The sequence below is a fragment of the Streptomyces sp. NPDC060194 genome, from assembly GCF_042728285.1.
GTDB lineage: Bacteria > Actinomycetota > Actinomycetes > Streptomycetales > Streptomycetaceae > Streptomyces.
Genome location: NZ_JBHWZH010000029.1, coordinates 13,826 through 38,477 on the forward strand (window position 1 = coordinate 13,826; position 24,652 = coordinate 38,477).

The window sequence follows — 24,652 nt, forward strand, 5'->3', positions numbered from 1 at the left end:
ACCGGTCACCCGCGCTGCGCCGAACGGGTGACGCGATGACCCGACCGCGTCACGGTTTCACTACGCTCGGTCACCATGCCCCGCTTCAGCGTCATCGTCCCCGTGCACCGCGTCCAGGGCTACCTGCGCGCCTGCCTGGAGTCCGTGCTCACCCAGTCCCTCCGGGACGTCGAACTGATCGTCGTGGACGACGCCTCGCCCGACGGCAGCGGGGCGATCGCCGCCGAGTTCGCCGCCCGGGACAGCCGGGTCCGGGTGCTGACCCACGACCTCCCGCTCGGCACGGGCGCCGCCCGCAACGCCGGCGCCGACCGGGCCAGGGGCGACTACCTGCTCTTCCTCGACGGCGACGACCTGCTGCTGCCCGGCGCGCTCCGGGCGATCGCCGACCGGCTGGCCGCGGCGGGCGACCCCGGGCCCGACGTCCTCCTCTTCGGTCACGACCGCGTCGACTGGCGCGACGACACCGCCGCCCGGCCCGGCGGCGACGACCTCGGCCCCGGAGCCGACCCGCTCGCCGTCACCGTCGCCGCCTGGAACCGGGTCCTGCGCCGCGCGTTCTTCACCGGACACGACCTGCACTTCACCAGCGGCCCCTACGAGGACGTCCTCCCCGTCCAGCGGGCCACCCTGCTCGCCGGCGACCGGGTAGCCACCCTGGACCGGGCCTGCGTGCGCTGGCGCGAGCGGCGCAGCGGGGCCGCCGCCGCCCGCCCCGGCCGGCACCACTTCGCCGTGATCGAGGCCTACCGCCGCCTCCTCGACCAGGAGCCCGCCGCCCGCGACCGGCTCGTCCCGCCCATGCTCGACCACCTGCGGCAGGTGCTCACCGACCGCGTCCCCGAAGCGGACCGCGCCGCCTTCCTCAAGGAGGCGCGGACGCTGGGCCCCCTGACGTACACCCGCCCCGCGCGCGTCGCCCCGCTCGCCGGCCGGGCGAAAAGGAGGCTGCGCACCGCGGTGATGCGCGCCGCCTACCGCACCGACCTGCGCACCTCCGGCCTCGATGCGAACCTCGCCGTCTACGGCGCCTACTGGAACCGCGGTGTCGCCTGCAACCCCGCCGCCGTGTACGCCAAGGCCGCCGAACTGGCCCCGCACATCCGGGGCGTCTGGGTGGTGAGCAGCCGCCACCGCGACCGGGTCCCCGAAGGCGTCCCGTACGTGATCGAGGGCTCACGGGCCTACTGGCGGACGATGGCCCGCGCCACCTATCTCGTGAACAACTCCAGCTTCCCCGGCGGCTTCACCAAACGGCCGGGCCAGACCTACCTCCAGACCCACCACGGCACCCCCCTCAAGACCATGGGCGTGGAGCAGCGCCGCTACCCGGCGACCACCCACGGATTCCACCTCGCCAAGGTCATGCGCCACGTCGACCAGTGGGACTTCTCGCTCTCCTCCAACCCGCACTCCACCGAGACCTGGGACCGCGTCTACCCCTCGGCCGCCTACCGCCACCTCGAACTCGGCTATCCGCGCAACGACGTCTTCCTCACCGCGACCCCCGCCGACACCGCCCGCGTCCGGGCGCGGCTCGGCATCCCCGAGGGCCGTACCGTCCTGCTCTACGCCCCCACCCACCGCGACTACCAGAAGGGCTTCACCCCCCGCCTCGACCTGCACCGGTTCGCCCGCGACCTGGGCGACGAGCACGTCCTGCTGCTGCGCGCTCACTACTTCTACACCGGCCGGCCCCACGAGGTTCCACCGAACGTCGTCGACGTCTCCGACCACCCCTCGGCCGAGGAACTCTGCCTGGCCGCCGACGCCTTGGTCACCGACTACTCGTCCCTGATGTTCGACTACGCCTGCCTCGACCGACCGATCATCACCTACGCCCCCGACTGGCCGGCCTACCGCGCCGCCCGCGGCACCTACTTCGACCTGCTCTCCGGCCGCCCCGGCGACACCCCCGGCGCCGTCGCCACCACCGAGGACGACCTCCTGTCCGTCCTCCGCGAGAACCCCGACACGAGCGCGCTCCGGGCCGCCTTCCGGGAGCGCTTCTGCCCCTGGGACGACGGCCACGCGGCCGAACGCGTCGTGCGGCGGTTCTTCCTGGGGGAGCCCGTGAGCCCGCCAGGCCGGTGAGCCCCCCCCAAGGCCCTTGACCCCCCGGGCCCGTGAGTCCCCCAGGACCTCCTGACTCAGTCCCGCCACTCCAGCATCCGGTCGACGACCCTGCGCGCCGCCTGCCCGTCGTCCAGGTCGCAGAAGGTGTCGGTGAACCGCGTGTACCGCTCCTTGTGCGCCTTCGCCACCGCGTCGATGTCCTCGACCGCGTCGAGGACCTCCTCGGTGGTGAACAGCAGCGGGCCGGGCGCGTTCTCCTCGAAGTCGAAGTAGAAGCCGCGCAGGGTGTCGCGGTAGTGCTCCAGGTCGTGCGTGAAGAACAGCATCGGCCGCCCGGTGTGCGCGAAGTCGAACATCACCGAGGAGTAGTCCGTGATCAGGATGTCGCTGACCATGTACAGGTCGGCGATGTCCGGGTACTCCGACACGTCCCGCACGAAGCCCTGCCCCGCGCCCGGGATGCTGTCGACGACGTTGGAGTGCCGTCGGATCAGCAGCACGTGGTCGTCGCCCAGCCGGGCGCGGGCCTGCTCCAGGTCGAGCGCCAGCTGCATCTTGAAGTTGCCGCCGCCGTGGGTGAGGTCGTCCCGCCAGGTCGGCGCGTAGAGGATCACCTTCTTGTCCTCGGGCAGGTCGAGCTCCTCGCGGATCGCCGCGATCCGGTGCGGCAGGTCGTCGGCGTAGAAGCAGTCGTTGCGCGGGTAGCCCGACTCCAGGATCGTGCCCTCGTACTTGAACGCCCGCCGCAGGATCGGGGTGCTGAAGCGGTTCGCGGAGACCAGCACCGACCAGTTCCGCGCCTCCCGGGAGATGCGGTTCTTGTACTCGGCGTCGAAGTACGTGGTCTCGATGTCGTGGCCGATCTTCTTCAGCATCGTGCCGTGCCAGGTCTGCACGACGACCTGTCCGGGCCGCCGCTCGAACCAGTCGGGCAGGTGGGCGTTGGTGACGACGTACTTCGCCGTCGCCAGCGCCTCGTACCACTGCCTGCTCCACAGGGCGACCGCGCGGACGTGCGGCGGCAGGGCGACCTGGCCGTCCCTGACCACCCAGAGGTGCTCCAGGCCCGGCTCCCGCGCGCGCAGCTCCTCGTGGACGGCCCGGGGGCTGTCGGAGAACTGCTTGCCGTTGTAGCTCACGAACAGCGCGGTCTCCCGCAGCGGCGCGGTGCGGCGGAGGGGCCCGTAGACGTCCTGGCGCAGCCGCAGCTGGTGGTACAGGCCGCGCTCGCCGCCGGGGATGCCGGAGTGGCAGTTCAGGTGCAGGGTGTCGTGCCAGTGCGCCTCGGCGGTGTACGCGCGGCCGCCGGTCGCGACCCGGCCGGGCATGGCGTCGGCGGCCAGGCGGTCGATCTTCACGGGCATGTCCGCCGGGGGCGCGACGGCCCCGGCCTCCTCGCCCGCCGCGGTGACCTCGGCGGCTTCGTCGGAGAGCCGCACCCAGAACTTCCACAGCCCCGACTTCAGCGGCAGCGTCCCGGAGACCGACGGCATCGCCGCCGGGGTCAGCCGGGTGGCGAACCGGCCCGCGCCGTCGACGTCGAGGACGCTCGTCTTCTCCTCGGTGCGCGTGGTGCTGCGCACGACCAGGGTGTGCGCCCCCGCGGGGGCGGCGATGCGGCCGGTCAGCTCCAGGCCGCCGTCCGCGTCCCAGGCGAGCGACGTGACCACGGCGTGCGGGCGGCGCGCCCACACCTTCAGGTAGCCGTTGTGACCGGACGTCAGGGCCGCCTCGCCGCCCGCGCAGGGCACCTCCAGGTCGGCGATGCCGTCGGCGACGACCAGGGGGTAGCGGTGGTCGCGCCCGTCGTCGTCGCGGACGTGCAGGGCCGTCGCCCAGCACAGCCCCGCGCCGCGCGCGTGGCGGCCGGCCGGCGACTCCTCGTCGACGAGGTGCCCGGCCACCGCGCTCACCGGCAGGTCCACGTGGAGGACGCGGTCGCCGTCGCGGTGCGCGGGCAGCACCAGGTCCGTCTCCAGGGACTCGCAGGACAGCCGTACGGTCGCGGCCCCGTCGGCGGGTGCGTCGGGGGCGTCGCCGCGCAGCGCGACCGTCAGGCGCACCCGGTCGCCGTCCACCTCGTGCGCGGTGACCAGGGCGCGGACCTTCTCCACCCGCAGCTCCAGGCGCCGCCCGTGGACGAACGGCAGCACGCGGACGTCTTTGTCGACCCACCGGTAGGGCGGGTGCGCGGCCGGATGCCAGCGGTTGTCGGTCTGCAGGGGGCCGCGCCGCGCCGCGCCCGGGGCGACCACGCACATCCCCAGGCACCAGACGCCCTCGGTCCAGCGGCCCTTGGTGCGGAGCATCCGCGGATCGAGGACCGCCTCGAAACCGGCCCAGTCGTAGCGGTGGCTGACGCCGCCGGAGGTCGCCGTGCGCTCGGGGCTCGGCGTCTGCCGGACGGGGACCGGGAGCGGGATCCGCGAGCCCCTGGCGTGCACGTAGGCGATCTTCCGCTGGCTGCGGGGCGAGACGGCGTCGAGCATGGAGATCCAGCTGTCGCCGGTGATCCGCAGCCTGCCCCTGTCCCAGCAGACCTCCGACACCGCGTTCTTGAACAGCAGCTCGCGGCCCAGCTTGGTGAGGTGGCGGGGGATCTCGGTGCCGGGGGGCAGCTCCGGGTAGCCGACCCGCCGCACCCACCGCCCGCTGATGGTCACCGGCACCTGCTCGGCCTCCGCCCGCAGCGAGGCGAGCACCCCCTCCAGGTCCCGTCGGCGCACCAGCGCCCACTGGACGCGCTGCCGCAGCGACAGGGCGCGCAGCAGCTCGGGGCCCGTCTGGTCGAGGAAGGTGTTGGCGACGTCCATGAACGCCCGCCGGTAGTCGTCCTCGGCGCCCGCCAGGAGCTTGAGGTGGGTGCGCAGGTCGTCGCGCAGGACGCTCAGGTCGTAGGCGTGCTTCTCGGCGGGGAAGCGGTCGCCCAGGAACCGGCTGACGGCGGTCACCGCGGCGCCCCGCCCCTGGATCGAGGCGGGCTCCGAGCGCCGCTGGGTGATCGACTTCTCGGCGGTCGCCGGGCGCATCCGCCAGAGGTAGACGGGCTCGGCGACGATGTCGACGGCCTCGGCCAGATGGTGGGCGGGCAGCACGACCGGGATGTCCTCGTGCAGCACCCCGACCGGGAAGCTGAAGGAGTGCGCCTCCCAGAAGCTCCTGCGGAACAGCTTGTTGCACGCGATCCGGTCGGACACCAGCCGCGGCAGCCGGGTGATGTGGGTGCGCGGCCGGTCGTGCCCCGCCAGGATCCTCAGCATCGGCACCTGCCAGGTGCGCACGGCGTTGACGTGGTGCACGTTCCCGGTGGCGAAGTCCGACCCGGACTCCTCCAGGGACCCGAGCAGCAGCTCGAAGGCCCGCTCGGTCAGCAGGTCGTCGCTGTCGACGAACATCAGGAACTCGCTGTCCGCCGCCATCTGCGCCACGCCGGCGTTCCGGGCCGCTCCGAGTCCGGCGTTCGCCTGCCGCACCAGGGTGAACCGGTGGTCGTCGCGGGCGAACGCCTCGGCGATGTCCGCCGAGGCGTCGGTGGACCCGTCGTCGACCATGACGACCTCGAAGTCGTCGAAGCTCTGGACGGCCAGCGACGTCAGGCAGTCGAACAGGTAGGGCTCGACGTTGTGGACGGGGACGATGGCGCTGATCTTGGGCATGGGGGACTCCGTGTCGTGAGGAGCGGCGGGAGGCGGTCCGGGCCGCCGCGCCCCGGGCGGGGTACGGCGGCCCGGGCGGGGTCACGACTCCAGTTGGAGCGAGCGCGGGGAGGCCTCCGGGGCCCGGCCCGCCGGGGCGGGCGCGGCGGGCCGGCGCTCGGCCATCGGCAGCGGGGCGGGCGCGCCGCCCGTCTCGCCGAGGAAGACGCGGCGCACCACGCGCTCGGCGGCGTGCCCGTCGTCGTACGGGCAGAAGCGGGCCCGGAAGGCGGCGCGGAGCTGGGCGGAGCGGGAACCGCGCCAGTGGCCGGTGGCGAAGATGTCGATCAGCTCGTCCTCGGTGGCGGCGACCGGGCCCGGCGGGAAGGCCCGGACGTCGAAGTACGTGCCCCGGGCGGCCTCGAAGGCCTCGGGGTCGTCGGCGTGGACGACGAGCGGCCGGTCGAGGTTGGCGTAGTCGAACATCAGGGACGAGTAGTCGGTGACCAGGGCGTCGGAGGCGAGCGCGAGCTGTTCGATGCCGGGGTGCGCGGAGACGTCGATCACCCTGGGGTGCGGATCGCCCTGCCACGGCGCGGTCAGGGGGTGGGCGCGGGACAGCAGCACGTAGGACGGGCCGAGCTCCCGGGCGACCCTGGCCAGGTCGACGCGGGGCCCCTGGGTGCGCCGGTAGTCGCGGAAGGTGGGTGCGTAGAGGATCGCGGTCGCCCCCTCGGGGACGCCGATCAGCTCGCGGTGGCGGGCGACGTCCTCGGCGGTCGCCCGCTGGTAGACGTCGTTGCGCGGGTAGCCGTACTCCAGGGTGGTGTAGCCGGCCGGGTAGACGCGCTCCCAGGTGAGCGTCGAGTGCCGGTTGGCGGAGACGACGTAGTCCCACTTGTCGACGTTGCGCAGCAGGCCCTCGAAGTCCGTGGTGGCGCCGGCGGCCGGGTGCTCCTGGAGGTCCAGGCCCATCGTCTTCAGCGGGGTGCCGTGCTGGGTCTGCAGCAGGACCTGGCCGCGCCGCTTGCGCAGCCGACGGTCGAAGTTCACGTTGTTGACCAGGTAGCGGGCCCGCGCGAGGGCGGTCCAGTACGCGGCCGTGCCGGGCGTCAGCCGGCGGGTCCCGGGCGGCACGGTGTGGGTGTACGCGGGGTCCGCGATCCACGCGGTGCGCAGACCGGGCACGAGGTCCCGCGCGGCGGACTCGATCGCGGCCGGGTTGCAGGCGTAACCACGGTGCCAGGAGGCGGCGAAGACGGCGAGGTCCGGGTCGACGGGGCGCAGGCACTGCAGCCGGTAGTGCGCCTGCAGGAGCGCCCCCCGCGCCCGGCGCCCGGCCACCGCGAAGGCCCGCAGCCCGCGGCGGCGGGCCTGGCGGACCTTCGCCAGGGCGCGGTACGACCGGTGCGCGCCCAGCCGCACCAGGGCGTGCCGGGCGCGCTGCGGAGCCCCCACGCTCCCGCCCGTCACGCGGTAGCGGGCGTAGTGGGCGCGGGCCCGGCGGAAGAACTCCGCCCGGCTGTCGCGGGGGAGCCGGCCCGGCGTGGTGTAGACGGCGCAGAGGTGGTCGACCATCCGCCGGAAGATCAGCCACCGCCAGGACGCGTCGAGTTCGGGCCGCGCGTCCAGGAACGCGAACACCCGGTCGTACTGGTCGAAGACGTCGAAGTGCCGGCGGCTGGTGGTCTGCAGGATGTTGCCGCGGCGGCGCTGGCGGTAGTGGACGCAGACCCGGTCCAGGGTGCTGATCGACCCGGCGGCCAGCAGCGCCGGGTACGTCCAGGGCGTGTCCTCGTAGTAGCCCGGCGGGAACTGGAAGCCCTCGCGCTCGACGAACTCCCGCCGGTAGGCCTTGTTCCAGACCACCATCAGCAGGCGCAGCAGGTCCGGCCGCTCGGCGAGGGTGAACGTGGCGGGGCCCTCCTGGCTGAGCAGCAGCGCCCGCTGGTTGCGGGCCACGTCGCCGTTCCAGTAGGTGCGGGCGTAGTCGAGGACGAGGACGTCCGGTTCGTCGCAATCCTTGAGGCGGTCCGCGACGGCCTGCAGGGCGCCCGGGGTGAAGGTGTCGTCGCCGTCCAGGAAGAGGACGTAGTCGCCGCGCGCGCGGGCCAGACCGGCGTTGCGGGCGGGGCCGAGGCCGACGTTGTCGGGCAGGTGGACCGGCTTCACGCGCGGGTCGCGGGCCGCGTACTCGTCGAGGATCGCGCCGCAGGCGTCGGGGGAGGCGTCGTCCACCACGACGACCTCCAGGTCGGTGTACGACTGGCCGAGGACGGAGTCGAGGCAGGCGTGCAGATACGCCTGCACCCTGTACGTGGGGACGATCACGCTGAACCGGGGCACGTCGCATCCAGAGGTCGGCACGGGCGGACTGCCCTGGAACGCCGGAAGCGGGCGCCGGGTTACGCGTGTTGTGTCGTTCGGGGGACATGCGGCGGCGGACGGCCCAAAGGGGCAGGACCGCCCGCCGCGTGTGGTAAGGAACCGCTTCGGCCCGCCTACTTGACGGCCCCCGCCATCACCCCCGCCACGAACTGCCGCTGGAACGCGAAGAACACGATCAGCGGGATGACCATCGAGATGAACGCGCCCGGCGCGAGGATCTCGATGTTGCCGCCGAACTGCCGCACCTGGGACTGCAGGGCGACGGTCAGCGGCTGCGAGTCGGTGTCGGAGAAGACCAGCGCGACCAGCATGTCGTTCCACACCCACAGGAACTGGAAGATGCCGAGCGAGGCCAGCGCGGGCGCGGCGAGCGGCAGGACGACCGTCGCGAACAGCCGCCCCTCTCCCGCCCCGTCGAGCCGGGCCGCCTCCAGGAGCTCGCGGGGGATCTCCGCGAAGAAGTTGCGCAGCAGGAAGATCGCGAACGGCAGCCCGAACCCGACGTGGAAGAGCACCACGCCGACGACGTCGCCGAAGATCCCGAGCGTCCCGAACAGGTCGGACAGCGGGATCAGCGCCACCTGCACCGGCACCACGAGCAGCGCCACCACCCCGACGAACCACCAGTCGCGGCCGGGGAACTCCATCCAGGCGAACGCGTACCCGGCCATCGCCCCGATCACCACCGTGAGCAGGGTGGCCGGGACGGTGATCAGGACGGTGTTCCACAGCGCGCCGGTGATCTCGTCGCGCTGCAGCAGCGACTCGTAGCTCGCCGCGGTGAGCTGCGCGGGGGCGGTGAGGACCTTCCACCAGCCGCTGGTGGCGATGTCGGTCGGCGAGCGGAACGACGACACCAGGAGGCCGACGGTCGGCATCAGCCAGAACAGCGCCACCACGACCAGGAAGACCCGCACCGCGCCCCCGGCCACCCCGGAGGCGATCCGGGCGGCCGCCGAGCGCGGTTTCCGCGCGGGCCCCGGCGCCGGCGCGGGCGGTTCGGAGCGCGACGGTTCCGTCGCCACGGTGCTCATCGTCGGCGCTCCTTCCGCAGGCGGCGGATGTTGGCGATCATCACCGGCAGGACGAGCACGAGCAGCAGGATGCCGATCGCGCTGCCCAGCCCGTAGTTGTCGCCGTCGAGGTAGCGGAACATCTGCAGGGCGAGCACGTTCGCCTCGTCCTGGGTGGGCTGCGGGGCGATGATGTAGATCAGGTCGAAGACCTTCATCACGTTGATGACCAGCGTGATCAGCACGACGCTGAGGACCGGCGCGAGGACCGGGACGGTGATCCTGCGGAACACCTGCCACTCGTTGGCCCCGTCGACCCGGGCGGCCTCCAGGAGGTTGCGGTCCACCCCGGCGAGCCCCGCGGCGATGAGGACCATCGCGAAGCCGGCCCACATCCACACGTAGGAGCCGATCACGGACGGCGTGATGAGGGTGGGACCGAGCCACTCGATCCCGTTGTACGGGGCCGCGAAGTTCGACGCCGGCAAGCGCAGTTGCGCGCCTGCCGCGTCCGCCGGAAGGGTGAACGTGCCGTCGGCCTCGCTGCTCGTGGTGGCGACGACCTCCCCGTCGCGCACGGCCTCGACCTTCACCCCCTCCAGGGCCTTCTCCCGCTCGTCGACCTGCCCCTTCTCACCGCCGCCGCCGAGCCGGAAGTCCAGCCAGACCGTCCCGGTGACCTCGTCGCCCGACGGTTCGGCGGCCTTGGCGTCGCCCGGATCGCCCGGCACCTTGTTCGGGGCGATGCCGACCAGCGGCAGCAGGACGGGCGTGCCGGGCTCGGCGGACGCCCCGGTCGTGAAGGCGCCGCCGCCCGACGCTTTCAGGTCGCTCTGGCCCTGCGGGCGGGCCTTGGGGTAGACGGAGGAGTCGGCGAAGGTGTCGTGCACGCCGACGACCACCGCGTTGGCGACGCCCTGTTCGGGCGCCTGCTCGTAGACGAGGCGGAAGATGATCCCGGCGGCGAGCATCGAGATCGCCATCGGCATGAAGACGATCAGCTTGAACGCCGTCCCCCAGCGCACCCGTTCGGTGAGCACCGCGAAGATCAGTCCGAGGGCGGTGCACAGCGCGGGCGCCACCGCCACCCAGATCGCGGTGTTGCGGACGGCGGTGAGGGTCGCGTCGTCGCTGAAGATGTCGCCGTAGTTGCCGAGGCCGACGAACCCGGAGCCGTCGGCGTCGAACAGGCTGCGCCAGAGCGAGTACCCGATCGGGTAGACCACGAGCGCGCCGAGCAGCACCAAAGCGGGCAGCAGGAAGACAGCCGCCACCCACTTCCTCGTGCCGGTCACGCTCCTGCGGGGTACGGGCCCCGCCGGCGGGACGACCGCCGGCGGGGTCTCGGTTGTCGCCATCGCCGCCGTCAGCCGGCGTAGGCCTTGGCGGCGGCCGCTTCGAGCTTGGCCTGCGCACCGGCGACGTCGGCAGGGTTCTTCAGGAAGTCCTGGAGCTCCTTCCACTCGCCCTGGCCCTGGGTACCGCCGAACGCGGCCGGCGCCTGGTCGGACATGTCGAACCGGAAGTCGTCGCCCGCCGCGATCAGCGCCTCGGCGATGTCCCGGGTCACGTCGTCCTTGTAGGCGCCGGTGTCGACCTCCTTGCTGGGCGAGATGAACCCGCCCTGCCCGGCCCAGATCTCGGCCGCGTCCGTCGAGGCCAGGAAGGTCAGCAGCGCCTGGGCGCCCTCGCCCTTCTTCAGCGCCACGGCGACGTCGCCGCCGCTGACCACCGGGGACTCGTCGCCGACGGCCGGGAACGGGAACACCTTGGCGTCGGTGCCGAGCTTCGCGTCGGTGTCGGCGTTGATGTTCGCCGCCACGAAGTCGCCCTCGTAGACCATCGCCGCCGGAGTGTCGCCGCTGAACGTCTGGGTCACCGACTTCGGGAAGTCGGTGCGCAGCGCCCCGCTCTTGCCGCCGGCGACCAGCTCGTCCTTGCCCCAGAGCTGGGCCAGGGTGGTCAGCGCCTCCTTGACCGACGGGTCGGTCCACTTGATCTCGTGCTGCGCCAGCTGGTCGTACTTCTCCGGCCCGGCCTGCGAGAGGTAGACGTTCTCGAACCAGTCGGTGAGGGTCCAGCCGTCCGCGCCGCCGACGGAGACGGCCGGGGAGCCGGCGTCGGAGAGGGTCTGGGCGGTGGTGAGGAAGTCGTCCCAGGTCTTGGGCTCCTCGGTGATCCCGGCCGCCTCGTACGCGGCGGCGTTGTACCAGACCAGCGACTTGTTGGCGGCCTTGAAGTAGACCCCGTACTGCTTGCCCTCGCGCGCGCCGAGGTCCTTCCAGCCGGCGGAGAAGTTCTTGTCCAGCTGCGCCTGGGCGTCGGCCCCGAGCGGCTGGAGCCAGCCCCGGTCGGCGAACTGGTGGAGTACGCCGACCTGCGGGAGGAAGCCCACGTCCGGCGGCTGCCCTCCCTGGATCTTGGTCTGGAGGAAGGTGGCGGTGTTGTTGCCGGTCGGCACGAAGGCGACCTCGGCGCCCGTCCGCTTCTCGAACTCCTCGAGCACCTTGGTGAAGTTGTCCTGCTCGGCGCCGGTCCACACGGCGGCCACCTCGAGCTTCTGTCCGTCCAGTTTCGGCAGCTCCACGGAGGCCGTGGTCTCCTTGGCGCCGCCGCTCGGCTCGTCGCCGCCTTCGTCGCCGCCGTCGCCGCCGCATCCGGCGAGCGTGAGCGCGCCGATCGCCGCCATCGCTATCGCGGCCCTGCGTGGGTGAAGAGTTGTGCGCATCACTGCCCCGTCTCTCCTGCTTGCGCTGTCCCGTGCCTCAGGTCTACGCCCGTCCGTCGACACCCGGCAATAGCGCCCGCGATGTCAACCACGTGATCGTTGTGCCCTCGTGACGTCGAGTCAGTCCCCCTGTGCGGGGCGGGGAAACCTCAGAGCAGGGGCGCCACCGGTTCCGCTTCCGCGGTCCTCGCGGCGCGCTCCAGGGCGCTGGCGAGCAGGGCGAGGTCGGTGGGCCCGTTGCCGAGTTCGCGGACCGGGCGGCGGGCGGGCGGGTCGCCCATCCGCTCCCACTCCAGCGGGACGACGGTGGGCCGCAGGGTCGCCGTGCGCGGGATGCGCCCGGTGACCCGGCCGGCCTGGAAGGGGGTGGCCGGGCCGTGCGCGTGCAGGACGCCGCGGCCTGGGGCGGGCGCCTCCGGCCCCGCTCCGGCGGGCGCCGGCGGCTCCAGGACGGCCCGCAGCGCCGCTCGGCCGCTCGCCTCGGTGGCGGCGGTGACGTCGGGACGGCCGGTGACGGCGACCAGGTGCACGCCGAGCCGGTGGCCGTCCCTGGCGACCGCCTCCAGGGCGCGGACCACGGAGCCCGCGCTCGGCCGGCCGGGGCTGCCGAGGGCGGGGGCGACGAGCGCGTCGAAGTCGTCGACGAGGACGACGAGGCGGGGCAGCGGCGGGCCCGGGGGCGGCGGGGTGGTGGTGCGCAGCCGGAGGGTGCCCGAGGGGGGCGCCTCCACGTCGCCGTCGCCCGACGGGTCGGGACCGCCCGCAGGGCCGCTCCGGCCGGGGGCGCGCTGGGCGACGAGCCGGCGGACCCGGTCGCGGTCGGTGTGCCACTGGGTGAAGTCGACGGTGCCGAGCAGCTCGGCGCGGCGCTTCAGCTCGGTGCTCAGCGCCTGGGCGAACTCCCGCATGCGGACGGCGTCGTTGGCGGTGAGCAGGGTGGTGGTGTGCGGCAGCTCGGTGCAGGCGCGCAGGCCCTCGCCGCGCTCGGGCCCGTCCGCGCCCTCAACCAGGACGAGGGCGAGCCGGTCGGGGCGCTCGGCGGCCCCGAGGGACGCGGCGAGCGCCCGGAGCAGCTCGCTGCGGCCGCTGCCGGGCGGGCCCTCGACGAGCAGGTGCGGGCCCTCGGCGGCCAGGTCGACGACGAGCGGTCCGCGCGGGCCCGCGCCGAGGACCGCGTGGGCGCGGCCGCCCACGGAGCGCTCGTCGTCGCCCGCGCTCGCCCAGCGGGCGAGCAGCGAGGCGGGGGTGGCCCGGGCGAGGCCCAGCTCGTCCAGGAGGCGGGAGGCGGGCGGCAGCGCGGTCGCGGTGCGCTCGCGGCGGCCGCCGGTCGGCGCGCCGTCCGAGCGCAGCGGGGCGAGCGCCCGCGCGAAGCGGTCGGCCCAGGCCGCGGAGACCGCGTCGACCACGGCGAGGGTGCCGTGCCCGACGGGCTGCCCGGCGCTGGTCCGCAGCAGCCGCAGCGCGGTGGCCACGTCCCCGCTGAGCAGGGCGGCCGCCCCGCAGGCCCGGAAGGCGGGGCTGGCGGCGCAGGCCGCCTCGTAGGTCTCGGCGACCGGGGAGGCGGGGGACGCGGCGGCCGTCTCGGCCAGGCACACGACGTGGATGCCGACCGCGGGGCCTTCCTGCGCGAGCCGCACCACGGCCTCGCGGACGTCGGCGGCGCCCGGGTCGCCGTCCACGAGGACCACGGTGTACGGTCCCGCGCCGCCGTCCGCGGGCGGCCCGTGCGGGGTGCGCTCCAGGCGCTGGAGCAGCTCGCCGGTGCGGGCGGCGGCCTGCTCGCGGTCGTGCGCGAGCAGCAGCCGGCAGTCCTGGCCGTGGGCCGGGCGCAGGTGCGGGAGCCAGCCGAGCCACGCCCACTCCGCGGCCCGCGCGGCGGCCTCGCGGCTGCGGTCGGTGCTGATCAGGACGACTTCCAGGTCGGCGGGCGCGTGCAGCGCGGTGAGCTGAGCGACCACGCAGCGGGCGAGTCCCGCGAGCCGGGCGCGGGGGCCCGCGAGGCCGAGCGAGCCGGTCTCGCGCAGGTCGACCGTCACCGGCACGGACGGCAGCCCCGGCCGGTCGGCGGTGCCGACCCGGACGGTCAGCGCCTCGGGGTGGTCGGCGGCCCGCTCCCACAGCCGCGGTCCCGGGCCGAGCGCGGTGAGCAGCAGCGCCGCCGGGTCGGGCCAGGTGTCGGGGGCGAGCGGCCGGGGCGCGGGGGCGGCGGCGCGGGCGGCGCCCGCCGCCGCGGACCGCGCGCGGCCGTGCGGGTCGCCGGGCCGCTGCTGCGGTCCTTCCGGGTCGAACGCGGCCTCCGCCTCGTCCCGCACGCCGTCCCCGTACGCGTCCGGCTCCCTGCCCCCGGCCAGCCGCCGCGCCCATGCCCCTATCCCGCCGCGCCGCCGCTCCCGCGCGGGCAGCGACGTGCCCCGCAGGGGCGTCCCGATCCGCCCGTGCTCGGCGGGCACGTCGTCACGGGGCCCGGTAGGGGCGTCCGGCCACTCGGCGGGCTCGACGGGCTCGGCGGGGGCGGGGCGGTGGGCGGTCCGGGCGTCGCCCTCCGCCGGGGCGGCCGGCGCTCCGGGCAGCGGGCGCGTCCGCGCCTGCGGCACGGCGTCCGGCGTCCGCGCGGACGGCAGGAGCCGGGGGCGGGCGTCCGGCGCGTCGGCGGTGCGGTCGTAGGGCGGGCGGTCGTACGCCTGCCGGACCGCGGCCCGCTCCTGGGCCCGCCGCTCGGCCGGCTGCCGGTCCGCCGTGAGCCGGGCCGTCCCGCCGGCCGCGGACGGCGCGTCCCCGCCCTGGGCCGGGACCTGGCCGTAGGGGGCCGGGGCGGTCGCCTCGCGCGGCGCCGGGACGGGGGAGGGCCGGGGCGCGCGCCCCGGGGCGGCGATCCGCAGGCGGCCCTCGCCGTCCGGGGTGACGGGGAGGGTGCGCGGCTCGGGGCCGGTGAGCTGGAGGGTGGACTCGCCGACGCGCAGCAGGGCGCCGGGCAGCAGCCGGGCGGGCCGGTCGGCGAGCCGCTCGCCGCCGATCGCGGTGCCGTTCGTGGACCGCAGGTCGGCGACGGTGACGCGGCCGTCGGGCGCGACGGTGACCGCGCAGTGCGTCCGGGAGACGTCCGGGTCGTCGATGGGGACGTCGGCGTCGGCCGAGCGGCCGACGTGGATCTGCCCGCCGTGCAGGAGGTGGACGCCGCCGGCGTCGGGGCCCGCCACGACGTGCAGCTGGGCGGCGGCGGAGCCGTCCGGGACGATCGGCTCGTCACCGGGCGCGCCCAGGCTCAGCACCGCGCCGTCGACCAGCGGGGGCTCGCCCAGGGTGCGGCGGTGCGGGTCGAGGCGGTCCCGGCCGGCGTACAGGGCGGGGGCGCCGCCGCCCGCCGTGGAGTCCGGTCCGGCGACGGCCGAGGCGAGGCCGGAGGCCACCGCGGCCAGGGCGGTGCCCGCGGGGGCGGTCACCACTACGTCGCACGCGCGCGCGGGGCTCTGGCCGCTGCGCGGCCCGAGGACGGTCAGCCGGATCTGCATCGCCGTCAGCGGTCCCTTCCGCGCGGCATGTGCCGACGGGGAGGGCGGCCCGGCTCCCCCTGTCGCACACCCGCGCCTCGGCCTGTGCCGAACTGCCTGTCGGTGGCGCGCTCCGGCCCCGCGGGGCGGTCGGCCGACGCGGCCGGAGCGGTACTGGTGAGCATCCTCGCACCTGCCACTGACAACACGCCCGGGAACCCGGCGGAAAAGGATCTTGGCGACCGCTGCCGGCCCGCGGGGGGCCCGACCGGGACCGCGCCTGACGTGGCCGGATCCGGCCCCTCGGCAACCGTCCGGGCCCCCGCGGCGTCTTCCACACGAACAGGGGTACGGGTACATCCCCGGGCCGTGCCGTCGATGCGGCGGCCGCCCGCCCCGTGCGCCACCCGCCGCGATGACCGGTCGGTCACCCGTACGGCGGCACTAAGGTAGGCCGGAAGACTTCTGGACAGGCTTCTCGGAGACATCTCCGGCACCCGACCGACCCGGACCCTGATCCGGACCGATCAGCAGGGAGCGCAGACGTGCGGCCCGTAGGCAGCAAGTACATCCTGGAGGAGCCGCTCGGACGCGGCGCCACGGGCACCGTGTGGCGGGCCCGGCAGCGCGAGACCGCGGGCGCCGAGGCGGCCGTCGCCGGCCACCCCGGCGAGGCCGTCGCGATCAAGGTCCTCAAGGAGGAGCTGGCCCAGGACGCGGACATCGTCATGCGCTTCCTGCGCGAGCGCTCCGTCCTGCTGCGCCTGACCCACCCGAACATCGTGCGGACCCGCGACCTGGTCGTCGAGGGCGACCTCCTCGCCCTCGTCATGGACCTCATCGAGGGTCCCGACCTGCACCGCTACCTGCGTGAGAACGGCCCCCTGTCGCCGGTCGGCGCGGCGCTGCTCACCGCGCAGATCGCCGACGCGCTCGCCGCCAGCCACGCCGACGGCGTCGTCCACCGCGACCTCAAGCCCGCGAACGTGCTGGTCGACGAGCGCGGCGGCGACATGCGGCCGATGCTCACCGACTTCGGCATCGCCCGCCTCGCGGACTCCCCGGGCCTCACCCGCACCCACGAGTTCGTCGGCACCCCCGCCTACGTCGCCCCGGAGTCCGCCGAGGGCCGCCCGCAGACCTCCGCCGTCGACGTCTACGGCGCCGGCATCCTCCTCTACGAGCTGGTCACCGGCCGCCCGCCGTTCGCCGGCGGCACCGCCCTGGAAGTCCTGCACCGGCACCTCAGCGAGGAGCCGCGCCGGCCCTCGAACATCCCCGAGCCGCTGTGGACGGTCATAGAGCGCTGCCTGAGCAAGGACCCGGACCGCAGGCCGAGCGCCGAGAACCTGGGCCGCGCGCTGCGCGTCGTCGCCGCGGGCGTCGGCGTGCACGCCAACAGCGCGCAGATCGCCGCCGCCGAGGGCGTGGGCGCGCTGCTCGCCCCCGACCCGGCCCCGGCCCCCGTCCCCGACGTGCCCGGCGCGGCCGACCCCACCCAGGTCATGCAGAACCGCCAGGGCGGCTACGACCCCTCCGCCCCGACCGACGTCATGCCGCACGCCGACCGCCAGGACGGCTACGGGCAGCAGGGCGGCTACGGCGGCAACCGGGCCGGCGCCGCGGACCCCACCGCCGTGATGCCGCCCGTCCCGCAGGGGCAGCCGGGCCAGGGCGGGTCCGACGACCCGCACCCCTGGCAGTCCCAGATGCGCGCCGCGCGGGACCGCAACGAGCAGACGCAGGTGCAGTACCTGGACCCGAGCCAGGACCCGCTGCGCCGCCGCCCGCAGCGCCAGCCGCAGCGCGCCCCGCAGCCGGAGCGGAACCGGCAGCAGGCCCCGCCGCCGCCCCAGCAGCAGTACGGCCGGCAGCCGCAGCACCAGCCGCAGCACCAGCCCCAGCGCCGGGCCGCCGCGCCCCCGCCGCAGCAGCAGCGCCCGCACCAGCCGGCCCCGCAGCGCTACGAGCCGCCGCGGCAGCCCGCGCCCGCGCCGCGGCCCGCGCGGGAGCCGCGTCCGCCGCGGCAGCGCAGCGCGAACCCGATGCGCATCCCCGGGCTCGGCTGCCTCAAGGGCTGCCTGTTCATGCTGCTCATCCTGTTCGTCGCGAGCTGGATGGTGTGGGAGTTCACCCCGCTCCAGGACTGGATCGGCACCGGCAAGGGGTACTGGGAGCAGCTCGGCTCCTGGATCGACACCACCACCGACTGGATCTCCGAGGTCACCGGCGGCGGCTCCGGGACCACCGGCGCCTAGGAGCGACTTCGTGGATTTGTCGACTTCTGGCGGGCAAAAACCCCGCCAGAAGTGAAGGTCGTACGCGTCCGGGGCTTCCAGGGCCCTTCCGGCCGCGTACTTTTAGGCCCCATGGCACGGAAAATCGGCAGCCGGTACACCGCCCACCAGATCCTGGGCCGGGGGTCCGCCGGCACGGTGTGGCTGGGGGAGGGCCCCGAGGGGCCCGTCGCCGTCAAGCTGCTGCGGGAGGACCTCGCCTCCGACCAGGAGCTGGTCGGACGGTTCGTCCAGGAGCGCACCGCGCTGCTCAGCCTGGACCACCCGAAGGTGGTCGGCGTCCGTGACCTCGTCGTGGACGGCAACGACCTCGCCCTCGTCATGGACCTGGTCCGGGGCACCGACCTGCGCACGCGCCTGGAGCGCGAGCGGCGGATGGCCCCCGAAGCGGCCGTCGCCATCGCCGCGGACGTCGCCGACGGGCTCGCCGCGGCGCACGCGGCGGGGATCGTGCACCGGGACGTCAAGCCTGAGAACATCCTCCTCGACATGCAGGGGCCGCTCGGCCCCGGCGGCTCGCACCCGGCGCTGCTCACCGACTTCGGGATCGCGAAGCTGGTCGACACCCCGCGGCGGACCCGGGCGACCAAGGTCATCGGGACGCCGGACTACCTCGCGCCCGAGATCATCGAGGGGCTGCCGCCGCGGGCCGCGGTCGACATCTACGCGCTCGCGACCGTGCTCTACGAGCTGCTCGCCGGGTTCACGCCCTTCGGGGGCGGGCACCCGGGCGCGATCCTGCGGCGGCACGTCACCGAGACGGTGGTCCCGCTGCCCGGCATCCCCGAGGAGCTGTGGGCGCTGATCCTGCAGTGCCTGGCGAAGGCGCCGGCGTCGCGGCTGCGGGCGACGGAGATGGCGGCGCGGCTGCGGGAGCAGCTGCCCGTGCTCGCCGGGATGCCGCCGCTGGACGTCGACGAGCCGTACGGGGACGAGGAGGGGGAGGACGAGTCCGCGTCCGCCGAGCCCGCGGTGGAGGCCGAGGCAGGGGCCCGCCGCGGGGCCGTGCCGCTCGTGACCGGCTCGGCGCCGGACTCCAACCGGGACACGCACACGAGCATGCGGGTGCCGGGGCCGGACGAACTGGCGGGCGGCCCGCTCGGCACGGCCCGCGCGCCCCGCTCGCCCGGCCGCCCCCGCCCGGGCTCCGCCCGGCACCGGGTCGCACTCCGCCGTCGCCGCGTTCGGCTGTCGCTCGCGGGGGTCGCTCTCGCGGCGGTCGTCGGCGCGGGGGCGTGGTTCGCCACGAGTGCTGACGGGTCCGACGCGAAACCGGAGCCGTCGGTCTCGGCGACGCCGTGACGCCGGGGCTCCGCCCCGGGTGTCTCCCCCCACCCGCCCCTTCCCCAAGTCCCCGGGCGGGCGCCGTTGCGCCTGCCGGCGCGTACCGGGCTCCGCCCGGTGGCCTCAAGCGCCGGCCGGGCTGAGTTCTTTTCGGCCTCGCCACCGGTCGGGCCGAGATGGATGCGGTACCCGTTACGCTGGTGCGGTGGCAGTCGTGGATGTATCCGAAGAGCTCAAGTCCCTCTCGTCGACCATGGGGTCGATCGAGGCCGTTCTGGACCTCGAGAAGATGAGGGGCGACATCGTCGCGCTCGAGGAGCAGGCGGCAGCGCCGTCGCTCTGGGACGACCCGGAGGCGGCGCAGAAGATCACGAGCCGGCTCTCGCACCTCCAGGCGGACGTGCGGAAGACGGAGGCGCTGCGGGGCCGGATCGACGACCTCGCGGTGATGTTCGAGCTGGCGGCGGACGAGGACGACGCGGACACGCTGGCCGAGGCCGAGGCCGAGCTCGAATCCGTCCGCAAGGCGCTGGACGAGATGGAAGTGCGCACGCTCCTGTCCGGGGAGTACGACGCCCGCGAGGCGCTCGTGAACATCCGCGCCGAGGCCGGCGGCGTCGACGCGGCGGACTTCGCCGAGCAGCTGCAGCGCATGTACCTGCGCTGGGCCGAGCGCCACGGCTACCCGACCGAGGTCTACGAGACGTCGTACGCGGAGGAGGCCGGCATCAAGTCGACCACCTTCACCGTCAAGGTCCCGTACGCCTACGGCACGCTCTCGGTCGAGCAGGGCACGCACCGCCTCGTGCGGATCTCGCCCTTCGACAACCAGGGCCGCCGCCAGACGTCCTTCGCGGGCGTCGAGGTGCTGCCCGTGGTCGAGCAGACGGACCACGTCGAGATCGACGAGTCCGAGCTGCGCGTGGACGTCTACCGCGCCTCGGGCCCCGGCGGCCAGGGCGTCAACACCACCGACTCCGCGGTCCGCCTGACGCACATCCCGACCGGCATCGTCGTCTCCTGCCAGAACGAGCGCTCGCAGATCCAGAACAAAGCGAGCGCGATGAACGTCCTCCAGGCGAAGCTCCTGGAGCGCCGCCGCCAGGAGGAGCAGGCGCTGATGGACTCGCTCAAGGGCGACGGCGGCAACTCCTGGGGCAACCAGATGCGGTCCTACGTCCTGCACCCGTACCAGATGGTCAAGGACCTCCGGACGGAGTTCGAGGTCGGCAACCCGCAGTCCGTCCTCGACGGCGAGATCGACGGCTTCCTGGAGGCCGGCATCCGCTGGCGCAAGCAGCGCGAGAAGTAGTGCCGCAAGCGGCCGCCCGCACCACCTGCTGAAACGCGAACTGCCGTCCATGGGGCGGCAGTTCGCGTTTCTCTCGTTACTTGACGTGACCCTGAAAAGTGGGAAGGGTGACGAGCGGCATGCGCGTCTCCGGGGCGCGTGTGACTCCGGGGGCCCGCCGCTCGGCCCCCGTGAGACCGCCGCCCCGGCCGCTGCCCCACACGACGAGCCAGCTACTGGGGGTACCAGTCGGATGACGAAGAGAATGCGCCTGCGCGTGGCGCGGATAGCCGCCGGATCGGTGATCGTGGCCGGCGCCTCGCTGACGGCCGCGGGGGTGGCGCAGGCCCTCGACCCGGACAAGGCTGCCGGGATCGCCGCGGAGGCCAAGGACGCGGACGACGCCGCGGCCGCGGATCCGGAGGAGCCGTGCGACCCGGAGATCGGCACCTGCACCGAGGACCCGGAGGACCCGCCGACGGACCCCGTCGACCCGCCCACCGACCCGGTGGACCCACCGACCGACCCCGTCGACCCGCCCACGGACCCCGTCGACCCGCCCACCGACCCGGTGGACCCGCCGACCGACCCGGTCGACCCGCCCACGGACCCGGTCGACCCGCCGACGGACCCCGTCGACCCGCCGACGGACCCCGTGGACCCGCCGACGGACCCGGTGGACCCGGTGGACCCGCCCACCGACCCCGTCGAGCCGCCCGCCTCGCCCGGCGATCCCGTCGAGCCCGGTGACGACCCGACCGAGGAGGCCGGCGGCACGGGCGGCTCCGGGGCTCCCGGCGACGCGGTCCAGGTCGGGGACGGCACGGGCACGGACAACGCGGGCAGCCGGCCCGTCCAGCAGGGCCGGGCCAGCGAGGAGCTGGCCGCGACCGGCGCGGGCGAGACCGGCTTCCTCCTGGTCGGCGCGGCGACCATGATCGCCGGCGGCATCGGCTTCCGCCTGCTGCCCCGCCTGATCGGCGACGGCACGACGGGCACCGCCGCCTGACGCCCCCCGCAGCACGCGAAGGGCCCCGGGAGCGCCGTACGGCGCCTCCGGGGCCCTTCTGCGAGCGTCTCGCTACACGGGCCGCACCGCGAGGAGCGCCACGGCCGCGACGAGCAGTACCAGGAGCGCTATCAGCGCGGCCGCGTTCGGGCCGCCGCTCTCCGCGGGGCCGAAGAGGCCGGCCAGGAAGCCGTCCTGCTCCATACGGGCGCGGCTGGCCCGGCAGACCGGGCAGCGGCCCTCGGTCACGGGGGACGCGCAGTTCGCGCACACCAGTCGGTCGTACGTCATGCGCTACCTCTCCTCCCGCGGGGCCTCGGCCCCGGGGGGCCGCAAGGGCTACTTCTCCTTCTAACGCGGCGGGAAACGCATCCGTTCCCTCACCCGTTCCCCTGACGTTCCCTGCCGGACGGCCGTCCGCGTACCCCTACCACTGTGCCAGCTCCCCGGCCGCTCGGCGCGCCCCAGGGGAATTGTCCCCAATCGGCCGGTGCACGCCTATGCCCGGCGTCACAAGAGCGCCCGCCCCCTGCGCCGCCGCACGCCCTTCGCGTAGTGTCCTGCACACCTACCTCCGGCCGACCCGTGGTGCACCTGTGATCCGATTCGACAACGTCACCAAGACCTATCCGAAGCAGAGTCATCCCGCGCTCAGAGACGTCTCCCTGGAGATCGAGCGCGGGGAGTTCGTGTTCCTCGTCGGGTCCTCGGGATCCGGCAAGTCCACCTTCCTGCGGCTGGTCCTGCGCGAGGAGCGCACCAGCCACGGCCAGGTGCACGTGCTCGGCAAGGATCTCGCGCGGCTGTCCAACTGGAAGGTGCCGCACATGCGCCGCCAGCTGGGCACCGTCTTCCAGGACTTCCGGCTGCTGCCCAACAAGACGGTCGCGGAGAACGTGGCCTTCGCCCAGGAGGTCATCGGCAAGTCCCGCGGCGAGATCCGCAAGTCGGTGCCGCAGGTCCTCGACCTGGTCGGGCTCGGCGGCAAGGAGGACCGCCGCCCCGGCGAGCTGTCCGGCGGCGAGCAGCAGCGCGTCGCCATCGCCCGCGCGTTCGTGAACCGCCCGATGCTGCTGATCGCCGACGAGCCCACGGGCAACCTCGACCCGCAGACCTCCGTCGGCATCATGAAGCTGCTCGACCGCATCAACCGCACGGGCACCACGGTGATCATGGCGACGCACGACCAGAACATCGTCGACCAGATGCGCAAGCGGGTCATCGAGCTGGAGAAGGGCCGTCTCGTCCGCGACCAGGCGCGCGGCGTCTACGGCTACCAGCACTGACCGGCCGAGCCGCCCCGTAAGCCGGAGGACCGCACCGCGGGAGTCCGGAAGCCTGAAAGCCTGAAAGGACGCCATGCGCGCCCAGTTCGTCCTGTCGGAGATCGGCGTCGGCCTCCGGCGCAATCTCACGATGACCATCGCGGTCGTCGTCTCCGTCGCCCTCTCCCTCGCCCTGTTCGGCGGCTCGCTGCTCATGCGCGAGCAGGTCGACACGATGAAGGGCTTCTGGTACGACAAGGTCAACGTCTCGATCTTCCTCTGCAACAAGCACGACGCGGAGATCGACCCCGCCTGCACCAAGGGGGCGGTGACCAAGGAGCAGAAGGACCAGATCGAGCGGGACCTGAAGAACCTGCCGGTGGTCGACACGATCACCTTCGAGACCTCGGACCAGGCGTACAAGCACTACAAGGAGGACTTCGGCGACTCCCCGCTGATGGGCTCCATCACGCCGGACCAGATGCCGGAGTCGTTCCGCGTCAAGCTCAAGGACCCGGAGAAGTACCAGGTCGTCACCACCGCCTTCCAGGGCCGGCCGGGCGTCCAGGAGGTCCAGGACCAGCGGGACACGCTGGAGAACCTCTTCGGACTCCTCGAGGGGGCGAGCGTGGCGGCGCTCTCGCTGATGGCGCTGATGCTCGTCGTCGCCCTGATGCTGATCGTCAACACCGTCCGGGTCTCCGCGTTCAGCCGCCGCCGCGAGACCGGCATCATGCGGCTCGTCGGCGCGTCGGGCTTCTACATCCAGGCGCCGTTCATCATGGAGGCCGCGGTCGCCGGCCTCATCGGCGGCGTGGTCGCCTGCGGGCTGATGCTGCTCGGCCGGTACTTCCTCATCGACAGCGGGCTCGACCTCGGCGCCAAGCTCCAGCTCATCGACTTCATCGGCTGGGACGCGGTCCTCACCAAGCTCCCGCTGGTGCTCGCGATCGGCCTCCTGATGCCCGCGCTGGCCGCGTTCTTCGCGCTGCGCAAGTACCTGAAGGTGTGACAATCACCCCTTGAAGTCCCGGACGCCGCACGGTGGTTGAACCGTGCGGCGTCGGCCGTCCCGTCTAGACTCGCCCCCATGTCAGGCCCCGTCCTGTTCCTCCGGCCCCGCCGCCCGCGCCGCGGGGCGGCCCTGACATCGGCCGCCGGCGGCCTCGTCCTCGCCGGGACCCTGCTCGTCTCGGGCGCCTCCGGCACCACCGACGCGGCCCTCCACGACCGGCCCCCGTCCGCCGCCGAGCGGCCCGCGGGCCACGGCGACCGCTGGACCGCCGTCTACGACGCCCGCGCGTACGAGGCGTACGAGCGGGCGCTGGCCGGCCAGTACTCCGGCATCGGGCTCTCCGCCCGCCGCACCCGGGACGGGGCCATCGAGGTCGAGCGGGTGCAGCCCGGCGGCCCCGCCGACCGGGCCGGGATCCGGGCCGGCGACCGGCTCGACACCGTCGACGCCCGGGGCACGGCCCGGCGCCCCGTCACCGAGGTCGTCTCCCGGCTGCGCGGGGCGCAGGGCACCCGGGTCACCCTCGGGCTGACCCGCGGCGACCGCTCCTGGACCAGGACCCTCAGCCGTGCCCGCCTCACCACCCCGAACGTCGTCACCGAACCGGCCGGACCGGACGCGGTCCGGATCCGGGTCACCGCCTTCACCGCGGGCGCGGGCACCCGGCTGCGGGACGCGGTCGCCGCCGCCCCGCCCGGCGCGGGCGTCCTGCTCGACCTGCGCGGCAACTCCGGCGGCCTGGTCACCGAGGCGCGCGAGGCCGCGTCGGTCTTCCTCGACGGCGGCCTCGTCGCCACCTACGGCGTCCGCGGCGAGCAGCGGGCCCTGTACGCCGAGCCCGGCGGCGACACCGGCCGGCCGGTGGTCGTCCTCGTCGACGGCGGGACGATGAGCGCCGCCGAGCTGCTCGCCGGGGCGCTGCAGGACCGGGGCCGGGCGGTCGTCGTGGGCTCCCCGACCTTCGGCAAGGGCTCGGTGCAGATGCCGACCCGGCTCCCGGACGGCTCGGTCGCCGAGCTGACCGTCGGCCACTACAGCACCCCCGCCGGCCGCGAGGTCGACGGCGTCGGCATCACGCCCGACCTCACCGCGACCCGCGAGCGGGCCGTGACGCGGGCCCGTGCGGTATTGGGTGGCCTCGGAGGGGCCCCGTAGTGCGAAAA

Annotated in this window: 15 protein-coding genes; 8 read left to right on the forward strand and 7 right to left on the reverse strand. The window is 74.5% G+C overall.

Translation table 11 applies throughout. The features are described from left to right. Positions 1–75: 75 nt before the first annotated feature. Positions 76–2,094, forward strand: a complete 2,019-nt coding sequence (locus ACFWEG_RS09260; protein WP_387211125.1) for a CDP-glycerol glycerophosphotransferase family protein — start codon at positions 76–78, stop codon at positions 2,092–2,094. Between the two features lie 56 nt (positions 2,095–2,150). Here the strand turns inward: ACFWEG_RS09260 and ACFWEG_RS09265 are convergent, their stop codons facing one another. The 6 genes from ACFWEG_RS09265 to ACFWEG_RS09290 all read right to left on the reverse strand — a co-directional run bounded on the left by ACFWEG_RS09265 (position 2,151) and on the right by ACFWEG_RS09290 (position 15,349). Beyond that, positions 2,151–5,732: a CDP-glycerol glycerophosphotransferase family protein gene (locus ACFWEG_RS09265; protein WP_387211128.1), complete on the reverse strand. Its 3,582-nt coding sequence runs from the start codon at positions 5,730–5,732 to the stop codon at positions 2,151–2,153. Between the two features lie 81 nt (positions 5,733–5,813). Further along, entirely contained in the window at positions 5,814–8,057 is a 2,244-nt protein-coding gene (locus ACFWEG_RS09270) for a CDP-glycerol glycerophosphotransferase family protein (protein WP_387211131.1), read from the reverse strand. A gap of 155 nt (positions 8,058–8,212) precedes the next feature. After that, a complete protein-coding gene (locus ACFWEG_RS09275; RefSeq protein WP_387211134.1) occupies positions 8,213–9,133 on the reverse strand; it encodes a carbohydrate ABC transporter permease in 921 nt (306 codons plus the stop codon). Continuing rightward, positions 9,130–10,407 carry a carbohydrate ABC transporter permease gene (locus ACFWEG_RS09280; protein ID WP_387211137.1) on the reverse strand — a complete coding sequence of 426 codons (1,278 nt, stop codon included), beginning with the start codon at positions 10,405–10,407 and terminating at the stop codon, positions 9,130–9,132. Before ACFWEG_RS09280 ends, ACFWEG_RS09275 begins: the two co-directional genes overlap by 4 nt. 71 nt (positions 10,408–10,478) lie before the next feature. Next, positions 10,479–11,840 carry an ABC transporter substrate-binding protein gene (locus ACFWEG_RS09285; RefSeq protein WP_387211140.1) on the reverse strand — a complete coding sequence of 454 codons (1,362 nt, stop codon included), beginning with the start codon at positions 11,838–11,840 and terminating at the stop codon, positions 10,479–10,481. Between the two features lie 149 nt (positions 11,841–11,989). Next, entirely contained in the window at positions 11,990–15,349 is a 3,360-nt protein-coding gene (locus ACFWEG_RS09290) for an FtsK/SpoIIIE domain-containing protein (RefSeq protein WP_387211143.1), read from the reverse strand. A gap of 524 nt (positions 15,350–15,873) precedes the next feature. Here ACFWEG_RS09290 and ACFWEG_RS09295 point away from each other — a divergent pair. From ACFWEG_RS09295 to ACFWEG_RS09310, 4 genes are all read left to right on the forward strand, one after another. After that, on the forward strand, positions 15,874–17,586 hold the full coding sequence (locus ACFWEG_RS09295; RefSeq protein WP_387211146.1) for a serine/threonine-protein kinase: 1,713 nt from the start codon (positions 15,874–15,876) through the stop codon (positions 17,584–17,586). A gap of 111 nt (positions 17,587–17,697) precedes the next feature. After that, on the forward strand, positions 17,698–18,927 hold the full coding sequence (locus ACFWEG_RS09300) for a serine/threonine-protein kinase (RefSeq protein ID WP_387211149.1): 1,230 nt from the start codon (positions 17,698–17,700) through the stop codon (positions 18,925–18,927). Positions 18,928–19,114: 187 nt separating this feature from the next. Further along, the gene (prfB, locus tag ACFWEG_RS09305; RefSeq protein WP_387211152.1) at positions 19,115–20,221 is read left to right on the forward strand and encodes a peptide chain release factor 2; all 1,107 of its coding nucleotides are present in this window, start codon (positions 19,115–19,117) and stop codon (positions 20,219–20,221) included. Positions 20,222–20,453: 232 nt separating this feature from the next. Continuing rightward, positions 20,454–21,209: a hypothetical protein gene (locus ACFWEG_RS09310; protein WP_387211155.1), complete on the forward strand. Its 756-nt coding sequence runs from the start codon at positions 20,454–20,456 to the stop codon at positions 21,207–21,209. 72 nt (positions 21,210–21,281) lie between these two features. On the opposite strand, the gene ACFWEG_RS09315 is transcribed toward ACFWEG_RS09310, so the two are convergent. Then, complete coding sequence (locus ACFWEG_RS09315) at positions 21,282–21,500, reverse strand: hypothetical protein (protein WP_387211157.1); 219 nt, start codon at positions 21,498–21,500, stop codon at positions 21,282–21,284. A gap of 305 nt (positions 21,501–21,805) precedes the next feature. Here ACFWEG_RS09315 and ftsE point away from each other — a divergent pair, with 305 nt between their 5' ends. The 3 genes from ftsE to ACFWEG_RS09330 all read left to right on the forward strand — a co-directional run bounded on the left by ftsE (position 21,806) and on the right by ACFWEG_RS09330 (position 24,644). Continuing rightward, on the forward strand, positions 21,806–22,495 hold the full coding sequence (gene ftsE / locus ACFWEG_RS09320) for a cell division ATP-binding protein FtsE (RefSeq protein WP_387211160.1): 690 nt from the start codon (positions 21,806–21,808) through the stop codon (positions 22,493–22,495). A gap of 73 nt (positions 22,496–22,568) precedes the next feature. Further along, complete coding sequence (gene ftsX, locus ACFWEG_RS09325) at positions 22,569–23,486, forward strand: permease-like cell division protein FtsX (RefSeq protein WP_387211163.1); 918 nt, start codon at positions 22,569–22,571, stop codon at positions 23,484–23,486. A gap of 78 nt (positions 23,487–23,564) precedes the next feature. Beyond that, positions 23,565–24,644: a S41 family peptidase gene (locus ACFWEG_RS09330; protein WP_387211166.1), complete on the forward strand. Its 1,080-nt coding sequence runs from the start codon at positions 23,565–23,567 to the stop codon at positions 24,642–24,644. Positions 24,645–24,652 lie beyond the last annotated feature (8 nt).

Excerpts from the sequence above, each read along its gene's own strand:
- ACFWEG_RS09260 (WP_387211125.1), top strand. The coding sequence starts at position 76 with ATGCCCCGCTTCAGCGTCATCGTCCCCGTGCACCGCGTCCAGGGCTAC.
- ACFWEG_RS09265 (WP_387211128.1), bottom strand. The coding sequence starts at position 5,732 with ATGCCCAAGATCAGCGCCATCGTCCCCGTCCACAACGTCGAGCCCTAC.
- ACFWEG_RS09275 (WP_387211134.1), bottom strand. The coding sequence starts at position 9,133 with ATGAGCACCGTGGCGACGGAACCGTCGCGCTCCGAACCGCCCGCGCCG.
- ACFWEG_RS09285 (WP_387211140.1), bottom strand. The coding sequence starts at position 11,840 with ATGCGCACAACTCTTCACCCACGCAGGGCCGCGATAGCGATGGCGGCG.
- ACFWEG_RS09290 (WP_387211143.1), bottom strand. The coding sequence starts at position 15,349 with ATGCAGATCCGGCTGACCGTCCTCGGGCCGCGCAGCGGCCAGAGCCCC.
- ACFWEG_RS09300 (WP_387211149.1), top strand. The coding sequence starts at position 17,698 with ATGGCACGGAAAATCGGCAGCCGGTACACCGCCCACCAGATCCTGGGC.
- ACFWEG_RS09310 (WP_387211155.1), top strand. The coding sequence starts at position 20,454 with ATGACGAAGAGAATGCGCCTGCGCGTGGCGCGGATAGCCGCCGGATCG.
- ACFWEG_RS09315 (WP_387211157.1), bottom strand. The coding sequence starts at position 21,500 with ATGACGTACGACCGACTGGTGTGCGCGAACTGCGCGTCCCCCGTGACC.
- ftsX (WP_387211163.1), top strand. The coding sequence starts at position 22,569 with ATGCGCGCCCAGTTCGTCCTGTCGGAGATCGGCGTCGGCCTCCGGCGC.
- ACFWEG_RS09330 (WP_387211166.1), top strand. The coding sequence starts at position 23,565 with ATGTCAGGCCCCGTCCTGTTCCTCCGGCCCCGCCGCCCGCGCCGCGGG.